This window comes from Butyrivibrio sp. AD3002, assembly GCF_000420905.1.
Classification (GTDB): Bacteria; Bacillota; Clostridia; order Lachnospirales; family Lachnospiraceae; genus Butyrivibrio.
Genome location: NZ_ATVV01000012.1, coordinates 74,281 through 93,067 on the forward strand (window position 1 = coordinate 74,281; position 18,787 = coordinate 93,067).

18 protein-coding genes are annotated in these 18,787 nt (G+C 43.0%); 1 reads left to right on the plus strand and 17 read right to left on the minus strand.

Annotated features, from left to right (window positions below; translation table 11 throughout):
* Positions 1-20: 20 nt before the first annotated feature.
* The 15 genes from G596_RS0109825 to G596_RS21695 form a co-directional block, all read right to left on the minus strand.
* Entirely contained in the window at positions 21-785 is a 765-nt protein-coding gene (locus G596_RS0109825) for an ABC transporter ATP-binding protein (protein ID WP_026671278.1), read from the minus strand.
* Positions 786-797: 12 nt separating this feature from the next.
* On the minus strand, positions 798-1,598 hold the full coding sequence (locus G596_RS21680; protein ID WP_049944859.1) for an ABC transporter ATP-binding protein: 801 nt from the start codon (positions 1,596-1,598) through the stop codon (positions 798-800).
* 21 nt (positions 1,599-1,619) lie between these two features.
* A complete protein-coding gene (locus G596_RS21685; RefSeq protein WP_022761674.1) occupies positions 1,620-2,453 on the minus strand; it encodes an ABC transporter permease in 834 nt (277 codons plus the stop codon).
* Positions 2,453-3,397 carry an ABC transporter permease gene (locus G596_RS0109840; protein WP_022761675.1) on the minus strand — a complete coding sequence of 315 codons (945 nt, stop codon included), beginning with the start codon at positions 3,395-3,397 and terminating at the stop codon, positions 2,453-2,455. The genes G596_RS21685 and G596_RS0109840 overlap by 1 nt, the downstream gene beginning before the upstream one ends.
* Positions 3,398-3,423: 26 nt before the next feature.
* A complete protein-coding gene (locus tag G596_RS0109845; RefSeq protein WP_022761676.1) occupies positions 3,424-5,034 on the minus strand; it encodes an ABC transporter substrate-binding protein in 1,611 nt (536 codons plus the stop codon).
* A 122-nt stretch (positions 5,035-5,156) separates the two neighbouring features.
* Complete coding sequence (gene nrdR / locus G596_RS0109850) at positions 5,157-5,663, minus strand: transcriptional regulator NrdR (RefSeq protein WP_022761677.1); 507 nt, start codon at positions 5,661-5,663, stop codon at positions 5,157-5,159.
* Between the two features lie 221 nt (positions 5,664-5,884).
* A complete protein-coding gene (ftsZ, locus tag G596_RS0109855) occupies positions 5,885-7,192 on the minus strand; it encodes a cell division protein FtsZ (RefSeq protein ID WP_022761678.1) in 1,308 nt (435 codons plus the stop codon).
* A gap of 78 nt (positions 7,193-7,270) precedes the next feature.
* Positions 7,271-8,068 carry a cell division protein FtsQ/DivIB gene (locus G596_RS0109860; RefSeq protein ID WP_022761679.1) on the minus strand — a complete coding sequence of 266 codons (798 nt, stop codon included), beginning with the start codon at positions 8,066-8,068 and terminating at the stop codon, positions 7,271-7,273.
* Positions 8,069-8,081: 13 nt separating this feature from the next.
* Positions 8,082-9,296, minus strand: a complete 1,215-nt coding sequence (locus tag G596_RS0109865; protein WP_022761680.1) for an FtsW/RodA/SpoVE family cell cycle protein — start codon at positions 9,294-9,296, stop codon at positions 8,082-8,084.
* 20 nt (positions 9,297-9,316) lie between these two features.
* Positions 9,317-10,687, minus strand: a complete 1,371-nt coding sequence (murD, locus tag G596_RS0109870; RefSeq protein WP_022761681.1) for a UDP-N-acetylmuramoyl-L-alanine--D-glutamate ligase — start codon at positions 10,685-10,687, stop codon at positions 9,317-9,319.
* A gap of 23 nt (positions 10,688-10,710) precedes the next feature.
* The gene (locus tag G596_RS0109875) at positions 10,711-13,056 is read right to left on the minus strand and encodes a peptidoglycan D,D-transpeptidase FtsI family protein (protein WP_242829180.1); all 2,346 of its coding nucleotides are present in this window, start codon (positions 13,054-13,056) and stop codon (positions 10,711-10,713) included.
* A 49-nt stretch (positions 13,057-13,105) separates the two neighbouring features.
* Positions 13,106-13,552 carry a hypothetical protein gene (locus G596_RS21690; protein ID WP_022761683.1) on the minus strand — a complete coding sequence of 149 codons (447 nt, stop codon included), beginning with the start codon at positions 13,550-13,552 and terminating at the stop codon, positions 13,106-13,108.
* Between the two features lie 26 nt (positions 13,553-13,578).
* A complete protein-coding gene (gene rsmH / locus G596_RS0109885; protein ID WP_022761684.1) occupies positions 13,579-14,520 on the minus strand; it encodes a 16S rRNA (cytosine(1402)-N(4))-methyltransferase RsmH in 942 nt (313 codons plus the stop codon).
* A gap of 32 nt (positions 14,521-14,552) precedes the next feature.
* Positions 14,553-14,993: a division/cell wall cluster transcriptional repressor MraZ gene (gene mraZ, locus G596_RS0109890; RefSeq protein ID WP_022761685.1), complete on the minus strand. Its 441-nt coding sequence runs from the start codon at positions 14,991-14,993 to the stop codon at positions 14,553-14,555.
* Positions 14,994-15,661: 668 nt separating this feature from the next.
* Positions 15,662-16,411, minus strand: a complete 750-nt coding sequence (locus G596_RS21695; protein ID WP_022761686.1) for a hypothetical protein — start codon at positions 16,409-16,411, stop codon at positions 15,662-15,664.
* A gap of 520 nt (positions 16,412-16,931) precedes the next feature.
* Here G596_RS21695 and G596_RS21700 point away from each other — a divergent pair.
* Positions 16,932-17,438 carry a hypothetical protein gene (locus tag G596_RS21700; protein WP_044928395.1) on the plus strand — a complete coding sequence of 169 codons (507 nt, stop codon included), beginning with the start codon at positions 16,932-16,934 and terminating at the stop codon, positions 17,436-17,438.
* Positions 17,439-17,516: 78 nt separating this feature from the next.
* Here G596_RS21700 and G596_RS0109905 read toward each other — a convergent pair whose 3' ends face one another.
* Together G596_RS0109905 and G596_RS0109910 are read right to left on the minus strand one after the other, a co-directional pair.
* Positions 17,517-17,711, minus strand: coding sequence for a PTS ascorbate transporter subunit IIC (locus G596_RS0109905; protein ID WP_022761688.1), 195 nt, complete (start codon positions 17,709-17,711; stop codon positions 17,517-17,519).
* Complete coding sequence (locus G596_RS0109910) at positions 17,711-18,778, minus strand: SPFH domain-containing protein (RefSeq protein WP_022761689.1); 1,068 nt, start codon at positions 18,776-18,778, stop codon at positions 17,711-17,713. The genes G596_RS0109905 and G596_RS0109910 overlap by 1 nt, the downstream gene beginning before the upstream one ends.
* Positions 18,779-18,787 lie beyond the last annotated feature (9 nt).

An 18,787-nucleotide genomic window follows, 5' to 3' on the forward strand; every position in this document is an offset into this window, starting at 1 on the left:
GGCATATAGGGGCGAAAACTTTATACCTTGGGCTGTCTTATTCCGGCAGCCTCCAGAAGCTGCATGGTATAAGGGCTCTTGGGATCTTTATAAACAGCTCTCGGAACACCGTATTCCTCAATGATTCCCTCATGCATAACAGCTACATGGTCACATATCTGATATATGACGCGAAGATCATGGGATATGAAAAGAATAGTAATTCCCATATCCTGATGGAGTTTCTGTAACAGTTCCAGTATCTGAGCCTGAATCGTAACATCAAGAGCCGATACCGGTTCATCCGCAATCAAAACCTTGGGCGATTTCATAAGAGCAACGCCTATGCTGACTCTCTGCCTCTGCCCTCCGGATAGCTGCGAAGGATATCTGTCCATCATGTTCTCCTGAAGGCCTATCGCCCGCATGATCTCCTTTGCCCGCTTTTGTCTCTTCTCTTTAGTCCAGTTCCTTGATTTATCTGCCCTTAAGGGCTCTTCCAAAAGCCATCCGATTTTCTTTGTGGGATTAAGGGACGAATACGGATCCTGGAAAACCATCTGTGCATCATTGTATTTCTGAATAAGCTCTCCTTCGATATCCTTATTCATTCCAACCAGGGCCTTAGCAAGGGTGGATTTACCGCATCCTGACTCCCCGGCAATTCCAAGAATCTCTCCTTCATATATATCAAGAGAAACTCCTTTTAAAACCTGCCTTCTATGGTCCCTGCTAAGCGGATTCTTTTTATGATCTTTGTAGTAAACCTTCAGATCCTTGATCTGAATTACCTTTTCCTGTTCCATAGGACATTCCTTTTACGATAGATCTATCTGCGGAATCGCAGCTATAAGCTTTCTTGTGTAGAGCATCTGAGGTCTTCTGAAAATATTCTCCACATCGCCAATCTCTACTATATTCCCCTTTTGCATAACTATAACTCTTTTGCAAAGCTGTCTGATGAGTGATAGATCGTGGGAGATAAAAATGATTGCGGTTCCTTTTTCTCTGTTCATTTTCCTAAGAAGTTCCACAATCTGAGCCTGAATTGTGACATCCAGCGCCGTCGTCGGCTCATCCGCGATCAATATCCTGGGCTCACCTATCATCGCTGCAGCTATCATAACTCTCTGGCGCATTCCGCCCGACAGCTCATGCGGATACATATTGTAAACACGCTCCGGCTCCCGAAGTCCTACTGCCTCCATCATCTCGATGGCGCGGCGTTTTCTTTCCTTTTTATCTATTTCGCGGTGGTGGATCCTAAGTGATTCCTCCACCTGCCAGCCAATCTTCTTCACCGGATTAAGAGAGGTCATGGGCTCCTGGAAAATCATTGATATCTCATCACCCTGATATGACCTCAGCTTTTGTCTGTCACAGGTTAAAAGATCGGTACCGTCGAACATGATTCTGCCTTGTTTCGTGAGGGCGTGTCTTTTCAAAAGTCCTGCGATTGCGAGGGCGCTCATGCTTTTCCCGGATCCGGATTCCCCGACGATTCCGACAATCTCGCCCTCTTCAAGCATAAGATCAAAGTCCTCGACAACCGTCTCCGGCTTGTCATGATCATGAAATTCTATATGAAGATCAGTAACATCAAGTATTACATTTCCCATAAACTGCTTTCCTTATAAAAATCATTGAATTCTCTTTATACCTTCACCAAGGAACGAAAATCCCAAAACCATAAGCACAATCACAAGACCTATGCTTATTACATAGCTGGGTCTGTTGAACAGATAACCCTGTGCATCCGAGAGCATTTTCCCGAGACTTGCATAGGGCGGCTGCGCACCTATTCCAAGGAAACTGAGTCCCGCCTCCGCAAGAACAGCATTGTTAAAGCCGATCATCACTGATGAAAGCAATACTCCTACCGTGTTTGGTAGTATGTGTACAAATATTATTCTGATATTTGAAACTCCCTGGAGCCTTGCTACTTCCACATAATCCATGTTTCTGCACCTTAGGAATTCACCTCGCACTATGCGGGCAAAGCTTGGTACAAATGATATTCCGAGAGCTACAGCAACCTGATAGGTTCCGGTTCCGAAAAGGCTCACAAAAACCAGCGAGAGCAAAATACTGGGAAACGCCAGCATTGCATCAATAATTCTCATTGTCACCTCGCCAAACATTCCTCCGAAATATCCGGCAAGAGCTCCGATAATTGTCCCTACTCCCGCTCCGATCAAAATGGTGAACGTCGCAATTATAAGAGTAATCCTGCTTCCGTAGAGAACTCTGCTGAACACATCTCTTCCCATGTTATCAGTGCCCATGATGTGCTTAAGAGAGATACCCTGAAGCTTTGCCGAAGCATCCATCTTAGTCGGGCTATAGGGAGTATAGAATACTCCCACTATAACCATAAGGAGTATTATTCCCGTAAGTATTGTCCCAAGGAGAAGAAATGTATTTCTCTGCCCTGTAGCTTTATTCTTTTTGAAAAGTGAAAGAAATTTCTTCATTACTCCTCCACCTCGATTCTGGGATTGATAATTCTGTAAATGATATCAACCAACAGGTTTATCACAAGGACCATGATTGCTATTCCCATGATGATTGCCTCTACCACGGGATAATCCCTGTTGTTGATTGAGCTTAGAAGTATGCGGCTTATTCCGGGGATTCCGAAAACCTGCTCAATTACAATACTTCCGGCAACCATATCGGCGAGAGCCATTCCCATAAATGTAACTACAGGAATCATGGCATTTTTCAAGACGTGACGATACAGAACGCCGTTTGTGGTATTCCCCCTACTGTAGGCTGTTCTTGTATAATCTTTTCCGGCCTCATCAATGACAGAACCTCTAAGAAGCTTCGTCGCCATTGCTGCCTTAGGAAGTGCTATGGCAAAAGCCGGCAAAATCAGGTATTTAAGAAATCCCTGAACATCCTTTGTATATGAAACAAAACCTCCCGGCGTGAATATTTTCAGAATCACACCAAAAAAGAAGGTCAATAATATTCCTGAGAAAAACGGCGGTACCGCCATAATTATCTGATTAATAACAGAAATCACATGATCAATTATTCCATTCTCGTACTTTGCAGTGTAAATGCCGAGCGGAATCGATATGATGACCATGATCACAAAAGACATAATAGCAAGTGTAAGCGTAATCGGGATTTTTTCTGCAAGCATACCAGCTACGGGAATCTTGTAATCATAGGAGGTTCCCATATCCCCCTGTAAAAATGCTATAAACCAGCGAAAATATCTGACAAGAAGTGGATCATTAAGTCCCATTTTTGCTCTGTACTGCGCTATCAGTTCAGGTGTAGCCTCTGTTCCGAACATTCTTGTTACCGGATCTCCCGGTATTAGGCTAAATGCAAAGAACACGCACAAAGATACAACGAATAAAGTCAGCACCATGCTCAAAACTTTTTTCAATACGTATCTCATATGCGTGTTCCTCTTTTTTCAATATTTTATTTAGCAGGTTTTATCTTTGAAAAATCCTGTGCGTAAAGCGGATAGAAAGTATAACCTGTAAACTTCTTATTTAATACTACAAACTCGGGAAGATCCTGAATGTATACATTTGCTGCGGTTTCAGAAAGAATCTTCTCACATTCCTTGTAGTTCTTGGTCTTCTCGGCATCATCAGTTGCATTCACAGCTGCATCAAATGCTGCATCGTAGGACGCATCATTGTAGTTGATGAAGTTGTTGTGCGCATCAGATCTGAATCTGCTAAGAAGTGCGTAAGCTGTAAGTGTTGAAGCATCAACACCGATAACAGTTGACTGGAAGTTGCGGTTTGTATATACATCATCAAGCCATGTATTCCACTCAACTTCCTGGATGGTAGCGTTAACACCGATAGCCTTAAACTCCTCAACAAGCACCTGTGCTGTGTCTACGTGCTGAGTGTAGTTTGAGGGAACGGTTATTGTAAAGTCGAAACCATTCGGATATCCTGCCTCTGCAAGCAGCTGCTTAGCCTTATCAATATCCTGGTTATAGGTCTCACTAAGGCTTGCATCAAAATACTTACCGAAGGAAGGGAACATACTGCTTCCGATCTCGGTTCCCTTTCCGTCTGATACAAAGTCCATGATTTCCTGCGGGCTTATAGCATAGCAGAGAGCCTGACGAACCTGTTCGTTGTTGAAGGGCTCCTCGGCATTGTTTAGATACAGTGCCTGAACAAGGTTCATGGTTCCTTCATATACATCAAACTTATCGGAAAGCTGTGACATCTGTGCAGATGTTACTCTTGCAAACATATCAATGGAGCCGCCTTCAAGATCCATAACGATTGAATCAGCATTAGCCTCAACCTTAAGTGTTATGTCCTTAATGTATGCGGGCTCGCCCCAATATTCATCAAACTTGGTAAGTATTACGTTCTCCTGAGGTGAACGTGAAACAAACTTATAAGGGCCTGTTCCCACAGGATTACCTTCGGGATCCTCATTGGAAGCGGGAATAATAGCTACTGTCATATATGCCAGAAACTCTGTATTTGCTTCCTTAAGTGTCATTACTACTGTGGAATCATCCGCAATCTCAACACTATCAATATTAGAAAATGCCGATATCAACGGATCTGTTCCATCGGTACCGGCATTACGCTCGATTGAATATTTAACATCCTCCGCCGTAACCGTAGAACCGTCATGGAACTTAACGCCTTCTCTAAGTGTGAAGGTATAAGTTTTTCCATCCTCAGAAATTGTGTACTCGCTGGCTATGGCAGGCTGCAGATTACCATCCTGGTCAGGCTTCACAAGTCCTTCGTAAACATTGAACAGTACTTCTCTGGTTCCCGCCGCCTGTGCGATGTGCGGGTCCATACTGTCAATATCCTGTGGAATACCAATGGTAATCTTTGAAAGATCATCTGAACTTGCAGTGTTGTCAGCTGTCTCCGCTTTACCGTCCTTTCCTGAACTGGTATTCTCGGTAGCATTGGTCGCATCTGCCGTAGATTCCTCTGCCTTTTTACCTGAGCATCCGCTCATAGTAAGAGTCAGTGTCGTTAACACAACTAAAAGTGTGGAAAGTCCTCTCCTTCCAATACCTTTTTTCATCATGTTACAATCCTTCTTTCTTTATTTAGTTTTCGCACCAAAACAATTTGATTATCAAGTCTTGATGCACCATAAACTATACGGAAAGACGTAGCAGATGTCAACAACCAAGGTCAGATTACAGTTTATTTCAACAAGGGGGTGTTCTTATCAGTAGAATCGGTTATCACACCCTCTTCTTCCTTCTCCAGTACTATCTTAAGCTCATCCATGAAGGTATTTACATCCTTAAACTCACGGTAAACAGACGCAAATCTTACATAAGCTACAGGATCGAGATTCTTCATCTTATCCATGCAAAGCTCACCGATAATACGGCTGGGGATTTCCTTTTGCTCAAGATTGAAAACCTCAGTCTCTACAGCATCGACAATCTGTGTAATCTGCTGAGCACTTACCGGTCTCTTGTGACATGCTCTCAGCACGCCTGCTTCGATCTTTGCACGATTGTAGGGTTCACGGTTATTATCCTTCTTGATAACAATAAGAGGGATAGTCTCAACCTTCTCATAGGTCGTAAACCTCTTCCCGCAAGAATCGCAGACACGTCTGCGTCTGATGGATGTATTCTCATCCGCAGGTCTTGAATCAATTACACGAGTGTTGTCTTTACCGCAAAAAGGACACTTCATAATGATAACCTTTCTGTGCTTTATCGCACATAAAAAATTATAGATTTGTAACTTTTGATTCTTTTACAAGATTTAGGGTCTAAAAAAAATACCCACACAAGTTATTGTAACATTGTGAAACGGAATTATCCACAAAAAAATGCATTATCTCGCTCAAACTATTAAAAAATGCAAAATAAAACAGTCACCCGATTATTCAGGTGACTGTTTGAAAGTCATTATTACTTTTTCTGTAAGAAATCCGGTATCTTAAGACTCTTAGCTTCTACAGAGCTTCTAACTTCAGGAGTACGATTAAGTCCTGATGAAGGTCTCTGAGTAGGCTGAGGAGTAACCGGTTTCTGTGTCGGTATTGTCTGAGCTGAACGAGCTGTCAGTGTATCAATCATGGGCTCGGGAGTAACCGGAACAGGCTGTACCTGCGGCTGAACCTGAACCTGAGGCTGTACCTGAACCTGGGGCTGAGGCTGTGCCTGAGCCTGCTGTGATGCAGCAGCTGCAGCCTGTGCTGCCTGAGCGGCTGCGGCTTTCTCAGCGTTACGATTAAGAGCCCTCTGCAATGCAGCAGCATTATTTGCTCTGTCATCAATACCTGTAGCAATAACAGTAATATTGCAGGTGTCTGCCATTGATTCGTCATACATAGCGCCGAATATGATATTAACATCATCTCCTGCAAGATTTCTGATATAGTCTGATGCAGTTGAAGCATCCATAAGTGTGATATCACCGGATACATTGATGATAACATTGGAAGCTCCGTCAATCTTAGTCTCAAGAAGAGGAGACTCAACCGCCATCTTAACTGCGTCCGCAGCCTTATCATCGCCCTTACCGGAACCGATACCGATGTGTGCGATTCCCTTGTCCTTCATTACTGTCTGAACGTCAGCGAAGTCAAGGTTGATAACAGCGGGTACGTTGATCAGATCTGTGATTCCCTGAACTGCCTGCTGAAGAACTTCATCAGCCTTCTTCAGTGCATCGGGCATTGTTGTACGTCTGTCAACAATCTGAAGTAACTTATCGTTAGGAATAACGATAAGAGTATCTACGTTGTTCTTAATTGTGTTAATGCCGGCAAGTGCGTTCTGCATACGTACGCGAGCCTCAAAAGCGAAAGGCTTGGTGACTACACCGACAGTAAGAATACCCATATCCTTTGCAAGCTTAGCTACAACCGGAGCTGCACCTGTACCGGTACCGCCACCCATTCCGCAAGTAACGAAAACCATGTCAGCACCCTTAAGAGCTGCGGAAATCTCTTCCTGGCTCTCCTCAGCAGCTTTCTGACCGATTTCCGGCTTTGCTCCCGCACCAAGACCCTTGGTGAGCTTCTCACCGATCTGAAGCAGCTTGGGAGCTTTGCAAAGCTGCAAAGCCTGCTTATCTGTATTAATTCCGATGAATTCTACACCGGAAATATTTTCCTCTACCATTCTATTTACAGCGTTATTTCCTGCGCCACCAACCCCAACAACAATGATCTTGGCACCGGATTCAGCCTCATTTGACTTTAGTTCAAGCAAGATAGTGCTCCTCCTTCATAACCTAAAACTCCTACAAAGCATTTTATAATTATTTTATATAATTTACAACCTAGAATTTTAATTTTTCTGTTCAAATGTAATGTTCTGAGTATTTGAATCATATTCTGACATTTCCAGGATGCCGCTTTTTCCTTGGAGTTCCGGCAAAATGTATTGTAATTGTATCACTTTTTCATCTATGTTGTCATTAGTTCCGAGACTGACTTCCACTTCATCAAAATAAATATAAAGATGAAAATCACTGTCAAAAAATATTTTATCAGCCTTCAGATCATATTTATTTAATAATTGAGTGATATCAAGAACCTCTTTAAAAACGTTTTCATTTTCGACAGGCAGCTTTTCATGCAGAACAATATAGTCGAAACTAAGCCCCAGCACAAGAGGAACATCATCAGAGGGCTGTTCTGAGGTCTCCACCACTATTCCGTCCCTGTCAAAGAATATATATCTGTCGAGGTACTTCACATATCCCGCAATAGCCTTTTCGTAAACATTGATCCTTATCGTGTCGGGAGAGAGTATTTCCACGTCCATTTTCTCGATAAAAGGGACACCGGTTATCTCCTTGTCCCTGTATTTGAGCGATAAGTACATGGAATTTCTGTCGAGTTTGTCTGTCATGACCATGTTCATGATCTCTTCATCGGTATAATGCACATTCCCGTCAACATAGACATTTGTGATGGTGTAATTATGCGCAAAATACGAAAGTGCCGAAATTGCCGCAATCAGAACGATAAGTATTATCGCTCCTATTATAAAAAGGCTCTTATGCAGAAAAAACAGCTCCCCAAAGCTCATTCGAGGAGCATGTGTTCTTCTTCTTTTTACTCGTCTTCTCTTTCTTGCCATTTACATAAAGTCCTTAAACGTCTATATGTCTTGCAACATTAAACACGATTCCAATCTCTGTAAGCAGGAAAAGCACAGCGGTTCCACCGTAGCTGATGAAAGGAAGTGTGATTCCCGTATTGGGGATGGTATTGGTTACAACGGCTATATTCAGAATAACCTGGATAGAAATATGAGCCATAACTCCGATAACAAGAAGAGCTCCATACATATCCGGTGCATTCTGGGCAATAACCATCATTCTGTAAATAAGAATAACAAACATGAGCATAACTGCTATCGCACCGACAATTCCCAGCTCCTCACAAATGATTGAAAAAATCATGTCGTTCTGAGCCTCGGGAATAAATCCGAGTTTCTGCATACTCTCTCCGAGACCTTTTCCAAAAAGGCCGCCTGAGCCAATTGCATAGAGGGACTGAAGTGTCTGATAACCCTTATCGTTTACATATGCTTCAGGATCAAGCCATGCAAGAATACGGACGAAACGGAAGTTCATGCTGCTGTTAAAGCCTGCTTTTTTAACAAAGAAAACCACGCCGGCAGCTGCTCCGACCACCGATCCGGATATGGCAATAAAGCGCCTGTAGCCCGGAGTTGATATAAAGAGCATTGCAAAAGCGATACAGAAAATAATAATTGCGGAACTTAAGTTACTCGTAACCTTCCATACCAGGAAGCATACCGGAAGAGGCACGCAGAGCACTATCCAGAATGCCTTGGGATTGGTTATGTTCCTGCTAAGCTTACTGATAAATGTTGCCAGCGCAATGATCATCGCCAGCTTTGCAGCTTCTGCGGGCTGAACAGATACTCCGCCTATCTTAATCCATCTGGATGCCTTGTTAATCGTCATTCCCATAGGAGTTTTAACCAGAAGGACAAGCACTATAGATAACACATACGCTATAGATGCGAATTTTTTATATATCTGATACGGGATTCTCGATACCACTATCATCACACCAACTCCCAAAACAGTCGGTATAAGCTGATGCTTCAGGTAATATGCCGAATCGCCCTTTTTCAAAGTCGCTTCATACGAGCTGGTAGAATATAGCATAACAAGACCAAATACCAGCAAGAAGAGCACAACAAAGACCATGCTGTAATCAACATAGACTTCTTTTTTTACTTTTTTCTTAGATACGGGTCTATCCATACCGCGAGTGGCAAACGCGCCAGACCTTGCTGTTCTTGTAGCTCCTGCCATTCTTGCAGCCTCCATACAAAATCCCCCTTTAAAACTTACAGATTATTCACATAATCCTTGAACTGTTGCCCTCTTACCTCATAGCTGGGGAACATATCCCAGCTCGCACAGGCGGGTGAAAGAAGCACAGCTTCTCCCGAAACAGCATTATCACTGCAATACTTAAGTGCTTCCTCGTAAGTCTCCATAAATACATAATCATTAAAACCATGCTTTTTTGCACAGTCTGCTATCTTCTGCTTGGTAACACCGATGAGAACAAGCTTTTTAACCTTGCCGTCAAAAGCCTCGATCCATTCATCGTACTCACTTCCCTTATCATATCCGCCGCCTATGAGATATGTAGGCTTGCACATAGCCTTTATTCCCTGGATTGCGGCATCGGGATTGGTTCCCTTCGAATCGTTGTAGTAATCAACGCCGTTTTTTGTGGCAACAAATTCGATACGGTGTTCAACCGCTTTGAACGAGCGGACAACGCCAAGTATTGTATCCATAGGAACTCCCATCGCAAGTCCCATTGCGATGGCAGCCATCACATTCTCATAATTGCAGGTTCCGACGAGGTTCATCTCGTGAACATTCATAACTTTCTCGGCCTTACCGTTTTCGGCGAGCATTATATCCTCTCCGTCAAGGAAAAAGCCTTCATCAAGCTTCCCCGATGATGAAAAGAACACCACCTTTGCAGGACATCTTTCGGCAAAAGCCCTGGTATACTCATTGTCATAATTGAGCACGCAGGTGTCGTCCTTAGTCTGATTATTTGTAATATTTTCTTTCATGGAGGCATAGCACTCCATGGTGTGATGTCTGTTCAAATGGTCCGGAGTAACGTTGAGAATCGCGGAAACCTTCGCATGAAAATTCTCCACAGCTTCAAGCTGAAAGCTGCTGATCTCTCCGATTGAAACCGTATCATCCGTCATCTCAAGAGCTCTCTCCGCATAGGAATAGCCAATATTTCCCACAACATATGTGGATGCAAAATGAGCCTTCATAATCTCGCCCACAAGGGTTGTTGTAGTAGTCTTACCGTTTGTTCCCGTTATGGCCACGAGACTTCCCTTGGCAAAATTGAAAGCGAGTTCTATCTCACTCCAGATAGGGAGTCCCGCCTCCTTAAGACGAAGAATAAGATCCGAATCAAGCGGAACTGCTGGGCTAGGAACAACAAGCACCAAATCCTTTATAACTTCATCAGAGAGTTCTCCGATAATTATCTCAGGTTCCGTTCCTTCATAGCCCGCAAGCTTTTCCTTTACAGCCTCCACGGTAACCTTTGTGTTTTCATCAAAAATTACAGGCTTTGCTCCTACTTTTCCAAGTAATTTCGCACTTCCTATTCCGGAAATGCCGGTTCCTATCACAAGTACATTTTTGCCGATTATATCTTTAGCTAACATAGTTATTCCTTCCAAATAATAAATCAGTCTCCCACAGAATCTTCAGTTTCAGGCGGGTTATAGTCCGGAAGTCCGTCACCGCTGATAGAATGACCATCCTCGGGATTAATCAGATCGCCTGTTTCCGGGTCAATATAATACCCCGTTTCCTCGTCTATTTCAAACGACTTCCATACAGGCTCAGTGTTTTCGGGAAGTTCATCCTCCGGAATCTTCTCCCAGATACTGTCTTCATCGAGGTCTCCATCTTCGGCATCGCCACCGGAAACTTCATCGCCGGTGTTCTGCATAACAGGATTACCATTTTCATCCAGCACCGGATTACCGTCCTCATCCAAAAGAGGTGTTCCCTGCTCCGCGGTAACCGGATTGCCGTTCTCATCAAGAATCGGGTTACCATTCTCATCCACTGTGGCTTCTGTTTTCTCAGCAGCTGCCATCATAATTTCCTTCTCTCTCAAAGCATCAAGCTCAGCCTGCTCTTCTTCTGTCACAGGCTCAGTCATAGGTATGTTCAGGTAAGGAAGAGCCTCTGTAAGCACCTTTTTTACAACTCTTGTTGCAAACTTGGCATCAGCCTGATCCATTGCGTTAGGTCTGTCTACAACAACATAGATCGCAATCTTAGGATCATTAGCGGGAGCATATCCCATGAAAGATACTACGTACTGCTGATTCTTACGCGGAATAGTCTCCGCTGTACCTGTTTTACCACCTATCATATATCCTGCAGGTCTTGCAGTCTTACCGGTACCTTCTTCACCTGCAACAACCTGATTACAGAATTCTATAACCTTCTTTGAAGTCGACTCCGAGATAGTCTGTCTGAGTATCTTAGGCTCAATGCTCTTAATCGTAGCTCCCGAAGAGTTCTGGATTTTCTTTACAACATGGGGCTCATAAAAATTGCCGCCGTTTACCAGTGAACTGAACGCAGAGATCATCTCAATCATATCCACGTTAAAGCCCTGTCCGAACGTGCCTGTTGCAAGCTCAGTGGAACCCATATCGTTTGCACTGTAGGTGAGTCCTTCCGTCCTGGCTTCTCCGGCAAGGTCTATATTGGTCTTAAGGCCAAAACCAAAGCTTTTCTGGAATTTCGCGAAGGTATCGGCACCTATTGTCTGGCCGATTTTCATCATAGCAACGTTACAGGAAATCTCTATACCTCTTTCAACGGAAACAGCGCCATCACCGTACTTGTTATGGCAGTAAATCTCGTGTCCGCCGATATCCATTTTTCCGGTACATTCATATACTTCATTGCCTGTAATGCAGCCCGCTTCAAGTCCCGTTGCCACTGTAAAAGGCTTTGCGACCGAACCCGGCTCATAGGTATCAGATATACAGAAATTTCTCCAGAGAGCGTTGAGGTTCCACATTTTTTCATCTTCGCTCATGCCATCGAGCATCTCCTGCGTAATGTAAACTCCGGAATCATATATACTCTCGCCCGCTATTTTCAGACCTCTCTCATCTACCCTGGGCATTCCGATGAGATTGTCGGTATTTCTGGTATCGTTAAGATCAAATTTGGGATAGCTGGCCATCGCAAGGACATCACCATTATTGACATCCATGATCACACAACCGATATTGTTCGCGCCGTTTCCCTGGCGAAATGCATCCTTATAGGTATCATTGAATTCCTGAAGGTACTTCTCGACGATTGACTGAAGGTTACCGTCTATAGTTGTAACTATGCTGTTTCCGTCCGTCGGCGGGATTGTTGTTCTCTCAAGGTTCGAATCCTCGTCGAGGTAGCCGTAGGTACGTCCGTTACTGCCGCTTAAGACATCATTGTAATATTCCTCAAGTCCGAATACGCCGTTGTTGTCACTTGTTGTAAATCCGACAACATCGCATGCCATTGAGCCGTTAGGGTATTTTCTGATGTAGTTTTCCTCAAACCACACACCCTGTACATTTTCGTCGTAGGTTTCGCTGCCTATTGTAATAAGCCCCTGGAATTCGCTGATTTCATCATAGGTGCGCTGTTTTGACAGGACATAGTACTGCGACTCGGGGTTATCGGAAATATAGTTTCTGATTTCTGCCTCATCAAAGCCAAAGCATCTCACAAGTGCACTGACCGTGGGATCCAGATACTTATTATCTTTTCCCGATAAAACAAGCTTGGCATCAAGAACAATGTTGTAAACCTTCTCACTGTATGCCAGCACTGTCCCGTTGGCATCAAGTATCTCACCGCGTCTGTAAGGTATTGTGCTGGAATCATACTTTTGCTGGGACAAAACCTGCTTTTCATATTCCTTACCGTTGTCCCTGTTTATGAGGATCAGTCTGATACTCAAACCAACAAAAGCTGTCAGTACTATTATGAACAGCACTAACAGCTTCTTTTTCATCCCTATTGTAAATTTTTGTGCTTTACTTCTTTTAGTTCTCATAACTTTTTCAATTACCATCCGGTATAGGTGCAACCTGTCTTACATAATCATTGCCACTGCCACCGGAATAAGATACGATCTGACCATCAGTAGCATAGGTCATACCGTACTCCCCTATAGCGATTCGCTTTATCTCCTCCAAATCAAGACTGCTTACAGCCTTGTTATACGCCTCATCATTGTCCTGCTTCAAGGTATTGAGCTGTGCCTCCAAAGTGGACACTTCCTTAACACTTGAAGTTATTTCCGACTGAAGAGTTATATACCAAGTAAGTATAACCCCTGTAGCCAAAACTGCAAGTGACAAAAACAACAAATATCCAAGGCTCATGTGAGACGCGCGTTTCTTAGCCTCCTTGCGCTTAACCTCATGGAGCGGCATCTCTCTTCGAGTCTGTCTTCTTGGCTCATTCAGTTGTCTTGCGGTATTACCGTATACATATCTCTTTTCCATATATATTTCCTCGTTACTATACACCCTCATGATTCTATTTTTTCAAAAACTCTCAGCTTTGCACTGGCGCTTCTTGAGTTTTCTTCAAGTTCCTTTTCGGAAGGAATTATCGGTTTTCTTGTTATTACCTTTCCTTTTGATTTCTTGCCGCATACGCAGATCGGGATCTCCGGCGGGCATGTACAGGGATTTTCATTTTTCCTGAAGTTGTTCTTTACTATTCTGTCCTCAAGAGAGTGGAAGGTTATTACACAGATTCTTCCTCCGGGATTAAGAAAATCGATCATTCCGTCAAGAGAATTCTCCAGAACATCCAACTCTCTGTTACAGGCAATTCTCAGCGCCTGATAAGTTCTCTTTGAAGGATGCCCTCCCTTTTCTCTCATTCTTGCGGGAATTGCAGCCTTTATAATCTCATTGAGTTCAAAGGTTGTTTCTATAGGCTTTTCCGCTCTTCTCGCTACTATGTGCTTTGCAATGTTCTTGGCAAATTTGTCTTCGCCGTAATTTCTTATAATATGAAATATTTCCATCTCGGAAAATTCATTCACTATTGTTCCCGCGGTCAGTTCCTGGCGTCTGTCCATCCTCATATCAAGAGGTGTGTCGAATCTGTAGGTAAAACCGCGCTCCTCGTTATCCAGCTGAAAGGATGAAACTCCGAGATCCAGGAGGATTCCGTCAACACCCTCTATTCCAAGGTCTCTTACTCTGCTTACCGCATTTTCATAGTTGTCACGAATAACGGTGATTCTGTCGCCAAAAGGTTCGAGGCGCTTTGTTGCCGCCTTAATTGCATCTTCATCCTGGTCAATTCCAATGAGTTTTCCTTTATCAGAGAGTTTTTCGGCTATGTGTGAGGAATGTCCCGCACCGCCCAGTGTACCGTCAACGTATATGCCGTCAGGCTTTATATTCAGGTTTTCAATCACTTCATTTAGAAGCACTGAGTAATGCTTGAATTCCATATTGTTTTCTTTCCTTGTACCAGGCACATGACTTAGATGCTTAAGCCATATTCACTCATTTTCGCTGCTATGCTATCGATATCATCAAAGCTTGTTGCTTCTTCCCACTTCTCCTTGCTCCAGATTTCAACTCTATTGCCGACACCTGCAACAATTGCATCCTTTTCTATAGAAGCGTGGCTTAGCCAGTTTGCTTTAAGAAGTATTCTTCCCTGCTTATCAAGCTCGACATCATCTGCTCCTGCCATGAAGAATCTTCCAAGTTGTCTTGCACCGGGTATATCCATAGGCAGCGCCTTGAGTTTCTCCTCAAAGGCATCCCAACCTTCCTGATCAAACACAAAAAGACATCCATCAAAGCCCTTCGTTACCACAAACTGCTCTCCCAGCAGATCGCGAAACTTGGCCGGGATGATCAGTCGCCCTTTTGCATCGATTGAATGGCTGTATTCGCCTTTGTACGCCTTTCCCATAGTTTCTTCACCGGTAAGGTGGATTGTTCTGATTCGTCAACTTATTTTTTGTGATTGATTGTTTTTGGCAGGTCTGTGTTATTATCCACCACAATCACCCACTCTGCACCACATTCCTCCACCTAAATGTATAATATACCTTTTTTCTTCATTTAACAACCTCTGTCTGGCGGCTTTATCGCTGAATTTAGGCGCAAAAATGCCTCCCACCGTCCGGTGGGAGGCTCGCCCATACAAGATATTGTGGTTTTAGCTTCTTATTTGCTATATCTTGTCCGTATTGTTCTTTTCGAGTTATTTGGGAAATTTTTATTAAATATTAAATATTTTAGGGGTTCTGTGTTTTATATCTTTTCTTTTATTTCACAGACTCTTTCTGCGAGGGCTGTCTGTGTTTTTAGTTCTTTCATTCGAAACACAGATGCATTATTAGTCGCCATCTGCGTTTTTGTCTTTTTCTTCCAGGTCACAGATGCCTAACGCTATGGCCTTCTTTGTTTTGGGCATTTTCTTTCAAAACACAGACTCTAACCACTATAGCATTCTGTGTTTTGGGCTTTTCTTCTCAAAACACAGACCATCCCTACTATATCCATCTGTGTTTTCTTAATTTACAGCCTAAACACAGATTCCCCCTAAAAAAGCATCTATGTTTTGGCCATTTTGAATCAAAGCACAGATATCTTGCCAAAATGAGCCTCAATAAAATTCTCCACTATTCGTGAATTTAACGGTTGCTTTGAACTTTCATAAGTAACAAGCAAATTCCGCCCCAAAATTATTCCGTTATTCTCATATTCTCTGAACTTCTTCATATTATTTTCAAGATATTCGGGATTATCCAGCATCCCTAAATGCTCTAGAAAAATTTCCTCCCTAGTCCCCGGTTTTAGGATTGTAAAATCCGGATAACGCACCTGCCCATTACTCAGAATTATCGGGCACTCATACCTATACGGAATTCCTCTTGAAAACAATGCGTTGGCTATCATCTCCTCAGATTTGGATCGTACTCTTTCTCCTCTTACCGTCACATGATATGGCATTTCTTCATCAAATTTCTTGGGCACATACTCAAACTGTTGCCAATCATGGACATAATCATCATCAGGCATGTCTGCAAAATCGAGTTTTTGTTTTAATTCCGAAGGATATCCGGAAATAAGTCCGGGTATATTATCTGAATAGCCCCGTAAAAATGAATAAATCCTCTTCTGCTCCTTCTCAGCTTCACTAACAAATTTCAAATCATATCTCTTTTGCGCAAGTTCGCTAACCAGGTCAGAATCTTCTCTTTTAATATATTCACTCTTCCTATGCCCCTTTATCCCAAGATAGTAGTGGCTCTTCCCTCCCGTTGTAGCTATTCTAAGACTGCCTTCCGGCGCATTTGCTATACGTTTTTTTCTCTTATTCACCTCTCTCTTTAATAACGCTTCTCTTTCCTGTAATTGTGATAAAAAATCATACTTTGGGAATATAACAGTTCTCCTCCTTTCCCTATATAAAAATTATGAAAACAAAAATGGAAAAAACAATATGACGAATTCATATTGAAGAAATGGAAAAAATAATAGTAGATATTGAAACACATATAGAGGTATCTGTCAACCTCGCCACTTACTCATGACATTGTCTCTTAACCCAAAATCATTTAAGATATAACATGCTGTAATGCAAATTTACCAAAAGGATTTTTAAAAAATGAGTCACAATACTTCACTTGAATTTTTAAATATGATAAAAAACCCTTCTGCCAAGGCAGAAAATCGCCGAAGTTCCGGACCATCTAACAAAAAGGCCACAGAAAATCACATAGAAAAAAGTACACAAAAAAGCGCCCCCGCTCCAGTTCCAAAAGAAGTTCCCAAAGAAGCTCCCAACTCACATAGCACTATCGCTGTAATAGACACCGAAACCAATTGGTATAACGAGGTAATGTCTATCGGTATTGCACTTGCGGATGCGAGTACTTTTAAGTGTGTTGGTGCGAAGTATTATATTATTGATCCCGAATACAGAAAAGGCGGGATGTATTCAAGCGTTCTGAATATTGCGAAAAACATTCCGAAGGCAGTAGCCTCCAGAGAGGCGGCAATGGCTGACATCAGCAATTACCTGAGGGGAAACGGTGTTGGTAGTTTATACGCTTACAATGCTAAATTTGACTACGGTCATTTGGAAGAGCTCTCGGACTTCGATTGGTTCGATATCATGAGACTGGCTGCATATAAGCAGTTCAACAGCTTCATTCCGGCCAGTGCCGCTTTATGTAAAAGCGGCCGGTTGAAAAGTGGATATTCCGTTGAAAATATATTGAGAATGATCAGTGGAAATGCAAGTTACTGCGAAACTCACAACGCAGTAATAGATGCAATGGATGAACTTAGAATTATGGAATTGCTGGGACATGATCTGGACGCGTACGGAATAACCAAATTGTAAAATTATGCCTTCCCCGATTAAAGCCTTCCCCCTTTGGGGGAAGGTGGCACGAAGTGCCGGATGAGGGGAAGGCTTTGTTTAAATATCAAGTTCCGGCGGCTCATCTAAATGTTCTGAAACATATTTGCCGTCTTTTTTTCTCTGCTTCACACATTCCGTGAGAAGATATTCAATCTGTCCGTTTACCGAGCGGAAGTCATCCTCTGCCCAGGCAGCGATGGCATCGTACAACTTGGCACTCAGGCGAAGCGGGACCTGCTTTTTCTCTGCCATTAATACAGACTTCCTGAGTTAACAACAGGCTGTGCGTCATGGTTTCCGCAAAGAACTACGAGAAGATTGGATACCATAGCTGCCTTTCTCTCCTCATCAAGTTCAACCAGCTCTTTTTCATTAAGTCTCTCAAGAGCAAGTTCAACCATTCCAACCGCGCCGTCAACAATGAGCTTTCTGGCATCCACTACTGCTGCTGCCTGCTGTCTCTGAAGCATTGCAGCTGCAATCTCGGGAGCATAAGCAAGGTAGGTAATTCTTGCATCAACTATCTCGATTCCGGCATCGGCAACTTTTACCTGAATCTCATCTCTGATACGGCGTGCAACAAGTTCCGTGGAGCCGCGAAGGCTTCCGTCATCAGCCAGTCCGTCACCGGTGGTATCAACATTTTCGGTGATGTCATAAGGATAAAGCTTAACCACATTTCTTACAGCCGTATCACTCTGAAGAGAGAGATATTCCTTGAAGTTATCAACAGCAAATACTGCTTTTGCAGTATCAGTCACCTTCCACATAACAGCAACCGCAACCTCAACAGGATTACCGAGAAGATCGTTGACCTTCTGTCTGGAATTGCTGAGAGTCATAACCTTAAGTGATATCTTCTTTGATGATCCCGCTCCTGTGAGCTGCATTTCACCGCTGTTAATAGTTATACCTGCAATCTTCTTATTATCAGCGATATCTCCGCTCTGACCAAGCTTTGTATCAGCAGCAGGATTGAAAGCTGTGCAGAAAGGATTTACAAAGTAGAATCCATCCTCTTTAAGTGTTCCGACATATTTTCCAAAAAGTGTGAGCACCAGCGCTTCACCTGGCTTAATAGCCTTAAGTCCAAGATAAGGGAACCAGCCGATCGCTATGTAAATTATGCTTATAATAAAAATCAAAAGATTAGCGCCTTCTCCTAATGCGGCAGTTATGTATACCGATGCGCCGTCAAGTCCCATTGCGGAAAACACAAGCACCACAATAGCAAGTAAATACAGTACTGTAACTGTTATCATTACTGCCATTCCATTTTTATGTCCGGTTATAACTTTTTCTTTTACATTTTCATTCATAATATTCAC